This window comes from Chlorobium sp. N1 (genome assembly GCF_004332115.1).
Taxonomy (GTDB): domain Bacteria; phylum Bacteroidota; class Chlorobiia; order Chlorobiales; family Chlorobiaceae; genus Chlorobium.
The window spans coordinates 52,696-67,447 of record NZ_SJPA01000005.1; the positions used below are offsets into that span (position 1 = coordinate 52,696).

The 14,752-nt window shown below is 62.5% G+C and carries 10 protein-coding genes; 8 read left to right on the plus strand and 2 right to left on the minus strand.

Going from position 1 to position 14,752, the window contains the following annotated elements:
* Positions 1 to 124 precede the first annotated feature (124 nt).
* The 8 genes from secA (at position 125) to E0L29_RS07740 (ending at position 12,798) form a co-directional block, all read left to right on the plus strand.
* Entirely contained in the window at positions 125 to 3,202 is a 3,078-nt protein-coding gene (gene secA / locus E0L29_RS07705) for a preprotein translocase subunit SecA (RefSeq protein WP_131357236.1), read from the plus strand.
* Between the two features lie 30 nt (positions 3,203 to 3,232).
* On the plus strand, positions 3,233 to 5,512 hold the full coding sequence (purL, locus tag E0L29_RS07710; RefSeq protein WP_131357239.1) for a phosphoribosylformylglycinamidine synthase subunit PurL: 2,280 nt from the start codon (positions 3,233 to 3,235) through the stop codon (positions 5,510 to 5,512).
* A 3-nt stretch (positions 5,513 to 5,515) separates the two neighbouring features.
* The gene (locus tag E0L29_RS07715; RefSeq protein ID WP_131357243.1) at positions 5,516 to 7,096 is read left to right on the plus strand and encodes an NAD(P)H-hydrate dehydratase; all 1,581 of its coding nucleotides are present in this window, start codon (positions 5,516 to 5,518) and stop codon (positions 7,094 to 7,096) included.
* 307 nt (positions 7,097 to 7,403) lie between these two features.
* Positions 7,404 to 8,000, plus strand: a complete 597-nt coding sequence (locus tag E0L29_RS07720; protein ID WP_131357246.1) for a hypothetical protein — start codon at positions 7,404 to 7,406, stop codon at positions 7,998 to 8,000.
* 148 nt (positions 8,001 to 8,148) lie between these two features.
* Positions 8,149 to 8,742 (plus strand): hypothetical protein, encoded by a 594-nt coding sequence (locus E0L29_RS07725; RefSeq protein ID WP_131357249.1) that lies wholly within the window; start codon positions 8,149 to 8,151, stop codon positions 8,740 to 8,742.
* A 114-nt stretch (positions 8,743 to 8,856) separates the two neighbouring features.
* Positions 8,857 to 9,105 (plus strand): hypothetical protein, encoded by a 249-nt coding sequence (locus tag E0L29_RS07730; RefSeq protein ID WP_131357252.1) that lies wholly within the window; start codon positions 8,857 to 8,859, stop codon positions 9,103 to 9,105.
* A gap of 228 nt (positions 9,106 to 9,333) precedes the next feature.
* Entirely contained in the window at positions 9,334 to 10,161 is an 828-nt protein-coding gene (locus E0L29_RS07735) for a fimbria/pilus periplasmic chaperone (RefSeq protein ID WP_131357255.1), read from the plus strand.
* A gap of 75 nt (positions 10,162 to 10,236) precedes the next feature.
* Positions 10,237 to 12,798 (plus strand): carboxypeptidase-like regulatory domain-containing protein, encoded by a 2,562-nt coding sequence (locus tag E0L29_RS07740; protein ID WP_131357258.1) that lies wholly within the window; start codon positions 10,237 to 10,239, stop codon positions 12,796 to 12,798.
* 7 nt (positions 12,799 to 12,805) lie between these two features.
* Here the strand turns inward: E0L29_RS07740 and E0L29_RS07745 are convergent, their stop codons facing one another.
* Complete coding sequence (locus E0L29_RS07745) at positions 12,806 to 14,032, minus strand: LL-diaminopimelate aminotransferase (RefSeq protein WP_131357261.1); 1,227 nt, start codon at positions 14,030 to 14,032, stop codon at positions 12,806 to 12,808.
* 130 nt (positions 14,033 to 14,162) lie between these two features.
* A complete protein-coding gene (mscL, locus tag E0L29_RS07750) occupies positions 14,163 to 14,612 on the minus strand; it encodes a large-conductance mechanosensitive channel protein MscL (protein ID WP_131357264.1) in 450 nt (149 codons plus the stop codon).
* Between the last annotated feature and the right edge of the window lie 140 nt (positions 14,613 to 14,752).

Consider the following 14,752-nt stretch of genomic DNA (forward strand, 5'->3'; position numbering starts at 1 on the left):
CTTGCAACGGGGGGCTTTTTTCCGTGTATCGGCTTTTTTCTCAAGCCCTAATTCAATACCTTATGGGACGAAATTACGGCCAATGAGCCCTCTTTGAACCCATACGGATGAGCACCGCCGAAGCATGCTGAAAATTTTCGAGAAGATATTCGGGTCCAAGCACGATAAAGACGTCCAAAAGATCCAGCCGGTCGTCGACCGGATCAATGCACTGCAGGAAACCCTTGTTCCGCTCAGCGACGATGAGCTCAGGGCGCGGTGCACAGCCCTCCGGGAGAGGATACGCAAGACGCTTGAGCCGATCGAGGCCAAGCGCCGCGAGCTCTACCACCGCCTTGACGACGCATCCATAACGCTTGAGGATGCCGATCTGGTCAACGAGGAGATCGATGCGCTCTCCGGGCGTTACGAGACCGAGACCGCTTCGGTGCTCGAGGAGATCCTCCCCGAAACCTATGCCATCGTCAAGGACACCTGCCGCCGCCTCAAGGGCCATACCTACATGGTGATGGGGCGCGAGATGATCTGGGACATGGTTCCCTACGACGTGCAGCTCATCGGCGGCGTCGTACTCCACTCCGGAAAGATCTCGGAAATGGCCACCGGCGAGGGCAAGACCCTCGTCTCGACGCTTCCGACCTTTCTCAACGCCCTGACCGGCCGCGGCGTCCACCTCGTCACCGTCAACGACTACCTGGCCCAGCGCGACAAGGAGTGGATGCAGCCCGTCTTCGAGTTCCACAACATCTCGGTCGGCGTCATCCTCAACACCATGCTCCCCGAAGAGCGCCGCCGGCAGTACCAGTGCGACGTCACCTACGGTACCAACAACGAATTCGGCTTCGACTACCTGCGCGACAACATGGCCGGCACCGAGGACGAGATGGTCCAGCGCGACTTCTATTTCGCCATCGTCGACGAGGTGGACAGCGTGCTTATCGACGAAGCCCGCACGCCTCTCATCATCTCCGGACCCGTCCCCAATGCCGACAACAGCAAGTTCGACGAGATCAGGCCCTGGATCGAGCAGCTGGTGCGCGCCCAGCAGCACCTCACGGCCTCCTTCCTCGCAGAGGCGGAAAAGGGCCTCAAAAACGAGAAGCCCGACGCACAATCCGGCCTGGCGCTGCTCCGCGTCAAGCGCGGCCAGCCGAAGAACAGCCGCTACATCAAGCTGCTGGCACAGCAGGGTGTCGCCAGGCATGTGCAGACGACCGAGAACGAATACCTGCGCGACAACGCCAGCAGGATGCACGAGGTCGACGACGAGCTCTACTTCGCCGTCGACCTGAAGGCCTCGACCATCGATCTCACCGACAAGGGACGGGAGTTCCTCAGCAAGCTGAGCCACCAGGACCGCGACCTCTTCCTGCTTCCCGACGTAGGAACCGAGATCGCCGCCATCGATGCCGACGGTTCGATTTCCTCGCAGGACAAGATCGCACGCAAGGACGAGGTCTACCGCCTGTTTGCAGACCGCTCCGAGCGCCTGCACAACATCGCCCAGCTCCTGAAGGCCTATACGCTTTTCCAGAAGGACGACGAGTACGTGGTACAGAACGGGCAGGTGATGATCGTCGACGAGTTCACCGGGCGCATCCTGCCCGGCAGGCGCTACAGCGACGGCCTGCACCAGGCCATCGAGGCCAAGGAGAACGTCAAGATCGAGGGCGAGACGCAGACCATGGCGACCGTCACGATCCAGAACTTCTTCCGACTCTACAAGAAGCTTGCCGGCATGACCGGTACGGCCGAAACCGAAGCCTCCGAGTTCTACGAGATCTACAAGCTCGACGTTGTGTCCATTCCCACCAACCGCCCCATCCAGCGCAGGGACATGGACGACCTCGTCTACAAGACCCGGCGCGAGAAATACAACGCCATCGCAGCCAAGGTGGAGGAACTCCAGAAAAAGGGCCAGCCGGTGCTTGTCGGAACGACAAGCGTCGAGGTCTCCGAAACCCTCTCGCGCATGCTGCGCGGCCGACGCATCCAGCACAACGTGCTCAATGCCAAGCAGAACGAGCGCGAAGCCGAGATCGTCGCCGAGGCCGGCCGGAAAGGCGCGGTGACCATCGCCACGAACATGGCCGGCCGCGGTACAGACATCAAGCTCGGCGAAGGGGTAAGGGACCTCGGTGGCCTTTACATCCTCGGCTCCGAGCGGCACGAGTCCCGCCGGATCGACCGCCAGCTCAGAGGCCGGGCCGGCCGCCAGGGAGATCCCGGCGAATCGGTCTTCTTCGTCTCCCTCGAAGACGAACTGATGCGCCTTTTCGGTTCAGACCGCGTCATCTCCGTCATGGACCGGCTCGGCCATGAAGATGGCGACGTCATCGAGCACTCGATGATCACCAAATCGATTGAGCGTGCGCAGAAGAAGGTCGAGGAGCAGAACTTCGCTATCCGCAAGCGCCTTCTCGAGTACGACGACGTCCTCAACCAGCAGCGCGAGGTCATCTACACCCGCCGGCGGGACGGCCTGAAGAAGGAGCGGCTTACGAGCGACATCCTCGACCTGCTCCGCGACTACTGCGACACCACCGTCGAAAAATACCACAAGGCGCTCGACGTCGACGGGCTCGAGGAGCAGGTGCTTCGCGAACTCTCCATCGAGTTCAAGCCCGAACGGGAGCGTTTCGAGGAGGACGGAGCCGAGGCCCTTGCCGACCGGCTCTATGAGCTCGCGCTCGCCTTCTACCGCCGCAAGGAGGAGATGGTGCCCGAAGAGATCATGCGCCAGATCGAGAAGTACGCCGTGCTCAGCGTCATCGACAAGCACTGGCGGGAGCACCTGCGCGAGATCGACACTCTTCGCGAGGGCATCAACCTCCGCGCATACGGCCAGAAGGATCCGCTCCTCGAGTACAAGCAGGAGGCCTACAACCTCTTCATCGCTCTCCTTCACGAGATCGAGCTCGAAACCCTTTCGCTCGCCTTCAAGCTTTTCCCCGTCAATCCGGACGAGGCGCAGCAGTTGGAGGAGCGCCGGCGCCAGGAGGCCATCCGGCAGGAAAAGCTGATGGCTGCCCAGCACGAGGAGGCCGGAACCATTTACCGGGCCGGCGCTGAACCGGACACCAAAGCACCCGGGCAGCAACCGGCCACTGCCGACCACTCGAGGCCGGGAAGGAACGACCTGTGCCCCTGCGGAAGCGGCAAGAAATACAAGAACTGCTGCGGCCAGCAGGCCTCTGCGTGAAACGGCAATACAGAACCCCAATAAAGAACAATGACTGAACCGGAAGTAAATGCGGCACTAGCCGCCGAGCATGGCCTCAGCGCCGAAGAGTACCAGAAGATCCAGGAGGTGCTCGGACGCACCCCCACCTTCACCGAGCTCGGCATCTTCTCCGTCATGTGGAGCGAACACTGCAGCTACAAGAACTCCATCGCGGTGCTGAAGACCCTTCCGCGTGAAGGCGAGTCCCTCCTTACCGGAGCCGGAGAGGAAAACGCCGGCCTCGTCGACATCGGCGACAACCTGGCCGTCGCCTTCAAGATCGAATCCCACAACCACCCCTCCGCCGTCGAACCATACCAGGGCGCGGCAACCGGGGTCGGCGGCATCCACCGCGACATCTTCACCATGGGGGCCCGACCGGTCGCCTCGCTGAACTCGCTCCGCTTCGGATCCCCCAAGGATCCCCGGGTCCGCTATCTCGTCGACGGCGTGGTGCGCGGTATCGGCGACTACGGCAACTCCTTCGGCGTGCCGACCGTCGGCGGCGAGATCTACTTCGAGGAGTGCTACACCGGCAACCCCCTCGTCAACGCCATGTCGGTCGGCATCGTCGAACATGACAAGACCGTCAGCGCCACAGCCGAAGGCGAGGGCAACCCCGTCCTCATCGTCGGCTCCTCGACCGGCCGCGACGGCATCCACGGCGCCACGTTCGCGTCCGAAGACCTCAGCGAAGCCTCCGAAGACAAGCGCCCGAGCGTCCAGGTCGGCGACCCGTTCGCGGAAAAGCTCCTGCTCGAGGCCACGCTCGAGGCCATCGCCACCGGTCATGTCTCCGGACTCCAGGACATGGGCGCAGCCGGCATTACGAGCTCCACGTCCGAAATGAGCGCCCGAGGCATCGAAAAACACGGCCGGGGCGGCATCACGATCGACCTCGATCTCGTGCCCACCCGCGAAGCCGGCATGAGCGCATACGAGATCATGCTCTCGGAGTCGCAGGAGCGGATGCTCGTCGTGGCCGAAAAAGGCCATGAGGACGAGATCATCGAGGTCTATAAAAAATGGGACGTCGAGGCCCGGGTCGTCGGCAGGGTCACCTCCGACAACCATGTCCGGGTGCTGCACCACGGGGAAGAGGTCGCGGCCATCCCGGCCGAATCGCTCGTGCTCGGCGGCGGAGCTCCCGTCTATATCCGCGAGGCCCTGGAGAAGAAGCCCGAAACGGTTCCTGCGACGCTCTCCCCCGACCAGGGGCTCGACCTGCGCAAGCTCGCCCTCACGCTCCTGTCCCGCCCCAACATCGCCAGCAAGCGCTGGGTCTACCGCCAGTACGACTCGATGGTCCAGACCAATACGGTGACCCCGGTCGGCCATACCGACGCCGCCGTCATCCGCATCCGCGGAACGAAGAAGGGCCTGGCCATGAAGACCGACTGCAATTCCCGCTACGTTTATCTCAATCCGCTTGCCGGCGGCCGGATTGCGGTCGCCGAGTGCGCACGCAACATCGCCTGCAGCGGCGCACGGCCTCTTGCCATCACCAACTGCCTCAACTTCGGCAACCCCTACAAGCCCGAGGTCTACTTCCAGTTCATGACCTCGGTGCAGGGCATGGGAGACGCCTGCCGGGCCTTCAACACCCCGGTCACCGGCGGCAACGTCAGCTTCTACAACGAGTCCACGCACGGAGGAGGGCGCGCGGCCATCTACCCCACGCCGACCATCGGCATGATCGGCCTGCTCGACGACATGGAGAACCTTGTCGGGTCGACCTTCACGACCGAAGGCGACGCCATCATCCTCTTCGGCGACCCCGACCTCAAGCTCGACGGGTCGGAGTACCAGGTCATGCAGTACGCAACGCCCGGCACCGACGCCCCCGAGATCGACCTCGAGCACGAAAAGAACCTGCAGGACCTGCTGGTCTCGCTTGCCGAGCAGAAGCTGCTCCACTCGGCGCATGACGTCTCAGACGGCGGGCTCTTCGTCACCCTTGCCGAAAAATCCGTTATGGACGAGCATCGCCAGCTCGGCTTCGACGTCGATCTTGAGGACTGCGGATCCGGGCCCTACAGGGTCCAGGAGCAGCTCTTCAGCGAGGCGCAGGGGCGGGTTGTTGCGACCATCGCACCCGATGCAGCGCGGGCGGTCATCGAGGAAGCGGTCCGCTGCAGCGTGCCGGTGCGCGTGATCGGCAAGGTCGTCGCAAGCGGCGCCGCCATCGCCGTCGACGGCCACGAAACGCTCCGCTTCACCACCGAGGAGCTCTCGGCAGCCTACTACGACGCGCTCGAAAACGCCCTGCACCTCAACGAACTTCCCTAAGCGATGCGGCCCGTACTGACAGCACAGGAAATGCAGTCGGCCGACAGGGCCGCCATCGAACGCCTCGGGATCAGCGGTCGGTGCCTGATGGAGCTTGCCGGAAAGGAGTGCGTACGCGTGCTTCTTGAGCAGCTCGGCGACCAGTCGCCGGAAGGCATGGCGTTTCTCGTCGTCGCCGGCAAAGGCAACAATGGCGGAGACGGCTTCGTCATCGCCCGCCACCTCCTGAACCTCGGCGCAGCCGTCGACCTGGTGCTTCTCTACCCCGAACAGGCATGCGCAGAGGACGCCGCCGGCAACCTCCGCATTCTCCGGGGGTATGAGGCCCTGGACCAGCCGATCCGCATCTTCGAAAGCCACACGGAAGCGCTTCCCTTCGTTTCCGAGCAGGAATACGCCGTCATCATCGACGCGATGTCGGGCACCGGCCTCCGCATCGAGGGACCCGGTTCGGAACTGCGCTCTCCTCTTGCCGAAGGCATCGAGCTCGTCAACGCGCTCGGCGAACGCACCGGCGCGCTCACCATGTCGATCGACCTCCCCTCCGGCCTCGACGCGACGAGCGGCCATGCGGCACTTCCCTCCGTAGCCGCAGATATCACCCTCACCATGGCCTTCATGAAGCGCGGCCTCCTGCTCAACGAAGGCCCCGAACTCTGCGGGGAGGTATCCGTAGCCGAAATCTCCATTCCCCCGTTCCTCGGAGAGGACGCCGGCGCCTTCCTTGTCGACGAATCGTTTGCCGCCGACCACTTCGCCCTCCGCCCCGAAAGCAGCTCCAAGCATATGAACGGCCGGGTGCTCATCATCGCAGGTTCCTCGAGCGGGAGCGGCTCGATGGGAGGCGCTGCGATGCTTTCGGCCGGTGCGGCGGTTCGTACCGGTGCCGGTTATGTGGCCGTCTCCGTCCCCCTGGCCCTCGCTATGGCCATACACCTCTCCGTGCCGGAAGCGGTCGTGATCTCAAGAGAACCCGAAACGCTGCGGGAGAAGATCCGCTGGGCGGACGCCATTCTCATCGGCCCCGGACTCGGACGCGACAGTGATGCCCTCGATCTCGTCGAGCGGCTCGTCTGCGATCCGGAGGCCGCAGCCAAAAAGCTCATCCTCGATGCCGACGCGCTCTTTGCCGTAGCGGAGCGCGGGCTGCTCGAGCAGCTCAGCGACAGGGCTGAGGTGGTCATGACACCGCATTACGGTGAGTTCGCCCGCATCACGGGACTTTCAGCGGAGGCTGTCGCCGCCGACCCGATGGGCGTTGCCCGCGACTTTGCATCCACCTACGGACTCAACCTCCTGCTCAAGGGGAATCCAACCGTCATCGCCACCCCGACGGGCCCCCTTCTTTTGAACACGAGCGGCACCGAAGCGCTTGCAACCGCCGGAACGGGAGACGTGCTCTCCGGCATTGCGGCGGCCCTGGCCGCCAAGGGCGAATGCCCGGCCGAGGCCGCCGCCGCGGCCGCATGGTTCCACGGCAGGGCCGGGGACCTGGCCGGAGACGTTTCGAGCCTCGTTTCGGCGACCATGGTCAGGGACTCCATCCGGAGCGCCATCGAAGAGGTGTTCCACTTTGAGGATTGACCTCCTCTCTCCTCCCCGGTCAACCCCTGTCCCGCCCTCCAACCAGCCCGGTCAGAATGCAGCAGGATGACACTGCTGTGTCAGTTCGCCACAACTGCTCCGCTCCTCCACCGGCTGTATCGGCATGATGATTCACGGACACCCGTTTCTGCCAATTTTTTTTCAGTGCCTCTCCATGCAGGATTTTAGCGCATTCAGGGGCGTATTCGCGGTATTGTAAACAGCGTATTATAGGGTTTGGCGCGGCGCTTGCATAATGAATGCCGTATGAGTCTCCATAACGGCACGCGCCCCAACCCCTACCGCAATGACTATCAGGAAAACACTCTCGCGCGCCATCATCGGCGCAACCCTTATCGCTGCAGGTTTCGCTCCTTCATCGGCAAATGCATCGGTATCGGCCAGCGGAACGACGAACATGAACGTCACCGTTCCCGAGTATATCGTTCTGCGCTACTACAGCAACATCAACCTTGCCTTCACGGCATCGTCGTCTTCGAGCGCCAGCGGAGACAAAGCCTTCGAGGCGACCTGGAGCGGATCGGACGGCGTGGCATTCAATGCAGAAATCGCAGCGCCCGAGGCCATCAGCCCCGCCACAAGGAAGGTTACGCTGAGCAACGTCTGGTCCGTCGCGGGACTGTCTCCGTCCGGAACGGCCAGCGTGGCAATCGAGGGTTCCAACCTGACCCAGGGGTCGGGAGAAGCCCTCTCGACCATCGGAGTGAAGGACTGGAAAGTCTCCACGTCCACGGTTTCCGCAGCCAGCTCAATCACGACCACACTCCGGGGCATAAGCGGAGGAGCGACGACCGGCAACGTCTCCATGACGCTCGACTTCAGCGAGACCACCAGGTCCGGCGCACATACCGGAACGTTCACGATCACGGCCGAAACGATCTGAACTGAACCCTGCTGGCCATAAGGGTCGGAAAATGCGGAAACGGCGGTGTGGGTTTCTGCATTTTCACGTACCTTTCCCTTACAGGAACCCGGCAGAAACGATCATTCGCGAAGCTCCCATGCATGCACTTCGATCCGCATATCTCCTCATGACGGCATTGCTCTCGGTTGCGGCCGCCTGGTTGCCCGTGGAGAATGCGCTGGCAAAAACCGATATCGGGATCGAGGAAATTCAGTCTGCGTCAGTCACCTTCCTCGAAAACGCAGAGGTCGCCATCACCGTCGGAGAGCTCTATTCCGGCCAGACCGGCGCCGTCGGCATCGGCAGCGCTTCCGTCGCGATGCAGTGGCAGGAGCAATTCGATATCGAAAGGTCACTGCCCGAAGACGATTTCGCCTCATCGACTGATCTGCGCGAGCGCACCATCAGCGATCTCTGGCATACGAGCCCGTTCACGACCAAGAACGACCAGAAACCGAAGTATACGGCCTCATACAGCATCAACGGCAACCTCTATTCAGAGAGGACCCAGATCGTCGAAGTTCCGAACACCGCCGGGAACTCGAGCATATTCGTCACCTTCACGCCTCCAGCCGTCAATGTCACCGAGTCTGGCGACACCTATCAGCTTCAGGCAGGAATCGCCGGCATCACCTTTTCAGTATCGGAAACGGCGGCTTCCGGCGTCTACCCCGTCAGCATCACAAGCCGCCTCGAATCGAAAAACTTCACGATCGAGTAAGCCGGGCGGGTGGCACCAACAGGGTAAGAGGCGAAAGTTCACCCCAGAGGAAGTTAATTGAGCGGGCAGTTCGTATATTGCAGGTGAAAGCCACTTCGGCAAAACACCGCGGCAATGACGACTGTCACCTCCATCAGCTCTTCAGTAGGCACTCTGCTGTGCCTTGCTGCGCTGTGCCTCTCCCCTTCCCCTGCGCTTGCCGGAGAAACCTCCGTAGCCGGAGCCACCATGACGGTCAGCGTTTCGGAATCCTTCCTCGACTACCTTGCCGGGCTTCGTCGAGAAGCCGCTTCGGAAGCGTTGGCCACGAAGCCGCAGCCCTGCGTTCCTGACAGCTCCACCGCCCTACCCGCAAAGAGCTGACTGGTTCGACGATCCCCCGGCCGCTCCATCCCATCTCATCCGTATCCTCAGCGCTCACCCTGACGCATGGCGTGCAGCCGGGAGGATTACGAGGAGATCGGCTGGCAACACTACGCCCTCGACTGAAGAAAGACTGCACGGGAACACGTCATGTTGGCTATATTTCCTGACAATGCGTACCCGGCGGCGGAGACGCCGCAGATCGAGCAACCCCTCAACCCGCACCCGATGAAACGCCTCAGGGCCCTCCTCATTCTCCTTGCCGTAGCGACAGGATGCTCCGCCAACAATGCATCCGCCGAACCTCCCGGACAGATCGCCGTTTCGCCATCGATGTTCGAGCTCAGGCTCGAAGATCGTCCCGTCACCAGTTCCGTGCGCATCAGGAACCTGAAGGAGAGGCCCGTCAGCCTCAACGTCGAGGTCTGCAACTGGACGCTCGACCCGAACAACGAACTGAGGGAGATCGCGCCGACGGAGCAGTCGATCGACCAGTGGATGGTGATCAACCCGCTCGCCTTCACGATCGAACCGGGCAAGGAGCAGGTCGTGCGTTTCTCCATCCGCCCGAGGGTGAAGCCGGATCCGGGAGAGCACCGGGCCATCATCTACTTCACCGAACAGCCTTCCAGAGACCCGCAGACCGGCGTGCAGCTTCTGTTCAGGCTCGGGGTGGGCGTGTACGCCTATGTCGATCCCGTTGTGAAGAAAGGCGCACTCTCCTCGCTCCGTCTTGACAGGACCCGAAAAACGATCCAGGCGGAGCTCACGAACCACGGCAACGTGCATACCCGGCTGAAGGGAAACTGGTCGATATGGCGGAAAGGCACCTTCCCCGGCTACGGCGTCATGGCCGAATGCCTCAATACCAAGCCGGGAGAGCAGATGCCCGAAGGGTTCGTGGCGGCCGGCAGCATGAACACCACCCCGGTCCTGGCTGGCAGCCAAAGAGTGTTGTCGACCTCGATTCCGCTTCCCGATGCACCGGAGGGCGGATATGAGGTCGCAGTGGCCGCAACGGTCGACGGCAGACGAATCGAAAAACTCTTTCCATAACGCCATTCCCTGCAGCCATCGGTGTCCGCCCTCCCCCATCCACATCTGAAACCGCTCTGCAGTGCCGCACTTGCTTTGGCGCTTATCGCACTGCCGCCGGCCGGAAGGCGGCTCGATGCCGCACCGGCGCCGACGGGCGTACGGCCGGGTGGCGGTGAAGCAGAAGAGGCCGAAACCCTGCTGGTCGGCATCTATTACAACGGGACGCTCCAGGACGAAACCATCGTCTACCGCAGCCGGGGAGAGTACTGGATCGGGTTCGACTCCTTCCTGCAGAAGAGCGGGCTTCAGGAGGAGGGCCGCACCGGCGAACTCGTCCGCTACCCCACCAATCTCGGAACCCTGACGTTCGACTCCTCCGCGCTTCGCAGCTTCGATTCAGAGGAGTGCATTTCCTTCAGCGCGCTGAAGCGCGTCTTTCTGGCGAGGCCCGCCTTCGATCCCTCACTCTTCGCCGTCATGCTCGACATCCCCTGGCGGCCGGGGAGCGGATCGAAGCAACGGGGCGAAGAGCCCGACATCAAGGCCCCGTCCGGCACCATCTCCTACATCGGCATTGAGGCGCGGACCGATTTCGACTTCGACGACGAACCGCTGAAGAACCTTCTTCTGGAGTCGTCCGGGCGTGCCCTCAAGGGAGTCTGGAGCGTGACGGCCACGGGTGATCCCGGGGAGCGCATGACGCCCTCCCGCTACAACTGGACGACCTTCAACCGCCACACGGCCCTGCGGCTCGGAACCGGCTATTCGGGCACGCACTCCCTGATCGGATCAGCCGCCATGACCGGCGCGCAGTTCGGATGGAACAGCCGCTCCATCGTCGGGAGGCTCGATGCCGAACAGGGCTGGGGCAGCGAAACGTTCCTGAACTTCGATACGAACCAGCTGCGCACCCTCGAGGGAACGGCGCCTCCCGGAGGCATCGCCGAGCTGCGTTTTGACGGTGAGGTCGTCGCACGCCAGCGCATCCGCCTCGACGGGATGTTCTCCTTCGCGAACGTCAGGATGGACAGTGACCTGCGCAGGACCGAAGTCCGCATCTACGAGCGCTCCCTCAATGAAAATCCGCTGAAGATCGTCGATTTCAGCCAATCGCTCGCAACCCGCTCCCTGCCTGGCGGCGAAATCATGGTCCGCGGAGGGATCGGCCGCAGCGGCAACATCCTCGACGGCCGTGAGGGCTCGACCCGCAAGACGGAAGCCTTCACGAGCGTGCTCTACGGAATCAGCCGCAGAGTGACCCTCGAAGAGGCATACCAGCAGAAAACCGAAACCGGGAGCGCCGATCTCCTCTCCGGCGCCGTGCTGTCGATCGGAAGGAACTGGACGGCGGCGCTCTACGGAGCCAGTTCGAACCGGCGCTACGGTGCGGATGTGCGCTTTCAGGGGACCTATCGCCACTGGGACCTCTCTTACTGGGGAACGGGCCGTGAAGCGGGATACGTTTCGGCCGAACAGTCCCGGCGAGCGAGCCACTCGATGCGCTGGACACTCCGAGCGGCCGACGGCGTGAGCCTCCAGGCGATCGGACGCCGAGAGACCGGGGACGACAGCCTCGCCTACAGCTACCTGCTCCCGGCCGCGAACCTCTCCCCCTTCGGCTGGTGGCGCCTTGCGGCGACGCCGCACGACGACAGGACCTACCGCTATGAGACCGGGTTGCGGCTCGGCGGTTCCGACAGGGTGACGGGAATCCTCGACAGAGGGGTCCTCTCCATAGACTACCGCCATGACCTCTCAAGGGAGCTGAACCTCAGCCTTGCCAACGATTACGCATTCAGCACCGCTGATGCCATCACCAACCTGGGCTTCGACTGGTACCCCGCCGGAGGGTCGCGCCAGAACGTCTCGACGCTCTTCTCCTACTCGAAAGGCGCATTCGGCCTCTCCGGCTCCCTTGCACGCTACCTCAACACCGGGCTGCGGGTGGCGATGCAGTACAGCTTCAACATGAACAACGCCGCGAACCTCTCGACGAGCCAGCTCGTTCCGATAGCGGGCGCGGCCGATGCAAGAAGAGTCGTCGCCCTGACCCTCTCCTGGGACCTCGGATGGTCCCAGAGGGGGTTCATCCCCATCAACCGGAACGAGGTGACGCTGACGAGGGGGGCTTTGGCGGGCTCGCTCGACGTCGACAGGGAGGCAACCCTCCCGGCTTCCGACATCAACGACATCCGTATCCTCCTGAACGGCAGGAGCCTGCAGCAGAGGCAGGTCAACGGCGACTTCTTCGTCGGACGTCTGCGCCCGGGGATCTACAGGGTCTCCATCGACCGCGAGAATCTTCCGATCGAGCTGGTTGCAGAACAGAAGGAGATGCTGGTGGAAATCAAGAACGGTGCCGTGACGGGAATGAAGATCCCGCTGCATGCGGAGTACGGCGCCGCCGGCAGGGTATGCGGGGAGAACGGCGAGGGAATTTCAGGAGCGCTCGTCTCGATTCGCTCCGAAAAGGGTGAGATCGTTGCTGCGACGAGGACCAACCGGTTCGGCTATTTCCGATCGGACGGGCTGAAGAACGGCTCCTACAAGGCAGTTGCGGAGTCAGGGGACGGAAGTTCAGCCGGGAGCGAGCGGGCGTTCAGCATCGAGGGAGACTACCTCTTCGGGCTCGACCTGACGATCAAGATGCCCTGAGAATGGGTTACTGTTCCGGGGTTTCGACGCCGTGGCTGCGCAGGAAGCGGCGGATATTGCGTGCCGCCTGGCGGATGCGCTCCTCGTTTTCGATCATGGCGATGCGGACGTACTCGTCTCCGTATGCGCCGAATCCGATGCCCGGGCTGACGGCCACCTTGCCTTCGGTCAGGAGGCGCTTCGAGAACTCGAGGCTGCCCATCTCGCGGAACGGCTCGGGAATGCGACCCCACACGAACATGCTCGCCCTCGGGCTCGTGAGCTCCCAGCCGGCGTTCGTGAAGCTCTTGACCATGACGTCGCGCCGCTTGCGGTACACTTCGGTGATTTCCCGCACGCAGCTCTGGTCGCCGTTGAGGGCCACGGTAGATGCGACCTGGATCGGGGTGAAGGTACCGTAGTCGAGCCAGCTCTTGATCTTCTCGAGCGCACCGATCAGCTTTGCGTTGCCGACCATGAAGCCCATGCGCCATCCGGCCATGTTGTAGGTTTTCGAGAGGGTGTAGCTCTCCACGGCCACGTCCTTGGCTCCCGGCACCTGGAGGATCGAGGGGGTCCTGTAGCCGTCGAAGGTGATCTCGGCGTAGGCGATGTCGCTGATGATGTAGAAGCGCTCCTGGCGCGCCAGCTCGACGAGGCGCTCGTAGAAGGGCAGCTCGACGGTAGCCGTCGTCGGGTTGTTGGGAAAGTTGACGACGATGTACTTCGGCCGCGGGGTAGATTCGCGAAGCGCGGTTTCGACATTGCGGAAGAAGGCCTCCTCGTCGAGCGTGAAATCCATATTGAGCTCGAGCTTCATGCGGTGGACGTTGCCGCCTGCAAGGATGAACGCCTGGGAATGGATCGGATAGCACGGGTCGGGCACGATGGCCAGGTCGCCGGGGTTGGTGATGGCCTGGACGAGATGGACGTAGCCCTCCTTCGAACCCATGGTGACGACGACTTCGCGGTCGAGATCGAGATCCACGTTGTACTTGCGCTGGTACCAGTTGGCCACCGCGCCGCGGAGCTTGTAGATCCCCTTCGAGACCGAATAGCCGTGGGTGCGCGGACGGTTGATGCTCTCGACCAGCTTGTCGACGATGTGCTGCGGCGTGGGACCGTCGGGGTTGCCCATGCTGAAGTCGATGACATCCTCCCCGGCCCGACGCTCCGCCATCTTCAGCTCGTTGACTGCGGCAAAGACGTATTTGGGGAGGCGTTTGATCCGGTCAAACTCGATTTCATCGAACATGGGCGTAATCCGTAATGGGGGTTGATCGCGGGAAAATGATGTTCAGCAATCTTAATGAAAAACCCGCTCAATTCAATACCTCGCCGACAATAAATTTCAGGCGCCGATCCCGTACCGCTCCGCCGCTCGTTCAGTCGAGCGTCGAGGTGCATGCCGGGCAGCGTGTCGCCTGCTGCGGCACCTGCGTCAGGCAGTATGGGCAGGTCTTCTTCGAGGGCGGGGCCGGCGCTGCGTCCTCCTTCCTGCGGAGGCGGTTGACCGCCTTCACCAGGATGAACGCCGAAAAGGCGATGATGGCGAAACTCACGAGCGCGTTGAGGAAGAGGCCGTAATTGAGGGTCACGGCCCCGGCAGCTTTGGCCTTGGCAAGCGCCGCGTAGGGCCCGGGCTGCGCGCCCTCTTTCAGGACGACGTAGAGGTTCGAGAAATCCACCCCGCCCGTCAGAAGTCCGAGCGGCGGCATCATGACGTCGGAGACCAGCGTATTGACGGTCGCACCGAACGCACCGCCGACGATGATGCCGACGGCCATGTCGACGACGTTTCCCTTGAGGGCGAACTCCCTGAACTCTTTGAACATTGCCGGTTCCTCCTTGTAATTGGGGGGTATTTTCCTCAAATGGGTCTGGCTTCCCCGCTGGCCCGCTTCTGAAAGAAATGTACGGAGCACGGGACGGAATTCAACTACCGGATGGTATTTTCTGAATATTTGGTTACAAT

Coding starts and splice junctions, on each gene's coding strand:
- E0L29_RS07735 (WP_131357255.1), top strand. CDS start 9,334: ATGAAACGCCTCAGGGCCCTCCTCATTCTCCTTGCCGTAGCGACAGGA.
- E0L29_RS07730 (WP_131357252.1), top strand. CDS start 8,857: ATGACGACTGTCACCTCCATCAGCTCTTCAGTAGGCACTCTGCTGTGC.
- mscL (WP_131357264.1), bottom strand. CDS start 14,612: ATGTTCAAAGAGTTCAGGGAGTTCGCCCTCAAGGGAAACGTCGTCGAC.
- E0L29_RS07720 (WP_131357246.1), top strand. CDS start 7,404: ATGACTATCAGGAAAACACTCTCGCGCGCCATCATCGGCGCAACCCTT.
- E0L29_RS07715 (WP_131357243.1), top strand. CDS start 5,516: ATGCGGCCCGTACTGACAGCACAGGAAATGCAGTCGGCCGACAGGGCC.
- purL (WP_131357239.1), top strand. CDS start 3,233: ATGACTGAACCGGAAGTAAATGCGGCACTAGCCGCCGAGCATGGCCTC.
- E0L29_RS07745 (WP_131357261.1), bottom strand. CDS start 14,032: ATGTTCGATGAAATCGAGTTTGACCGGATCAAACGCCTCCCCAAATAC.
- E0L29_RS07725 (WP_131357249.1), top strand. CDS start 8,149: ATGACGGCATTGCTCTCGGTTGCGGCCGCCTGGTTGCCCGTGGAGAAT.
- secA (WP_131357236.1), top strand. CDS start 125: ATGCTGAAAATTTTCGAGAAGATATTCGGGTCCAAGCACGATAAAGAC.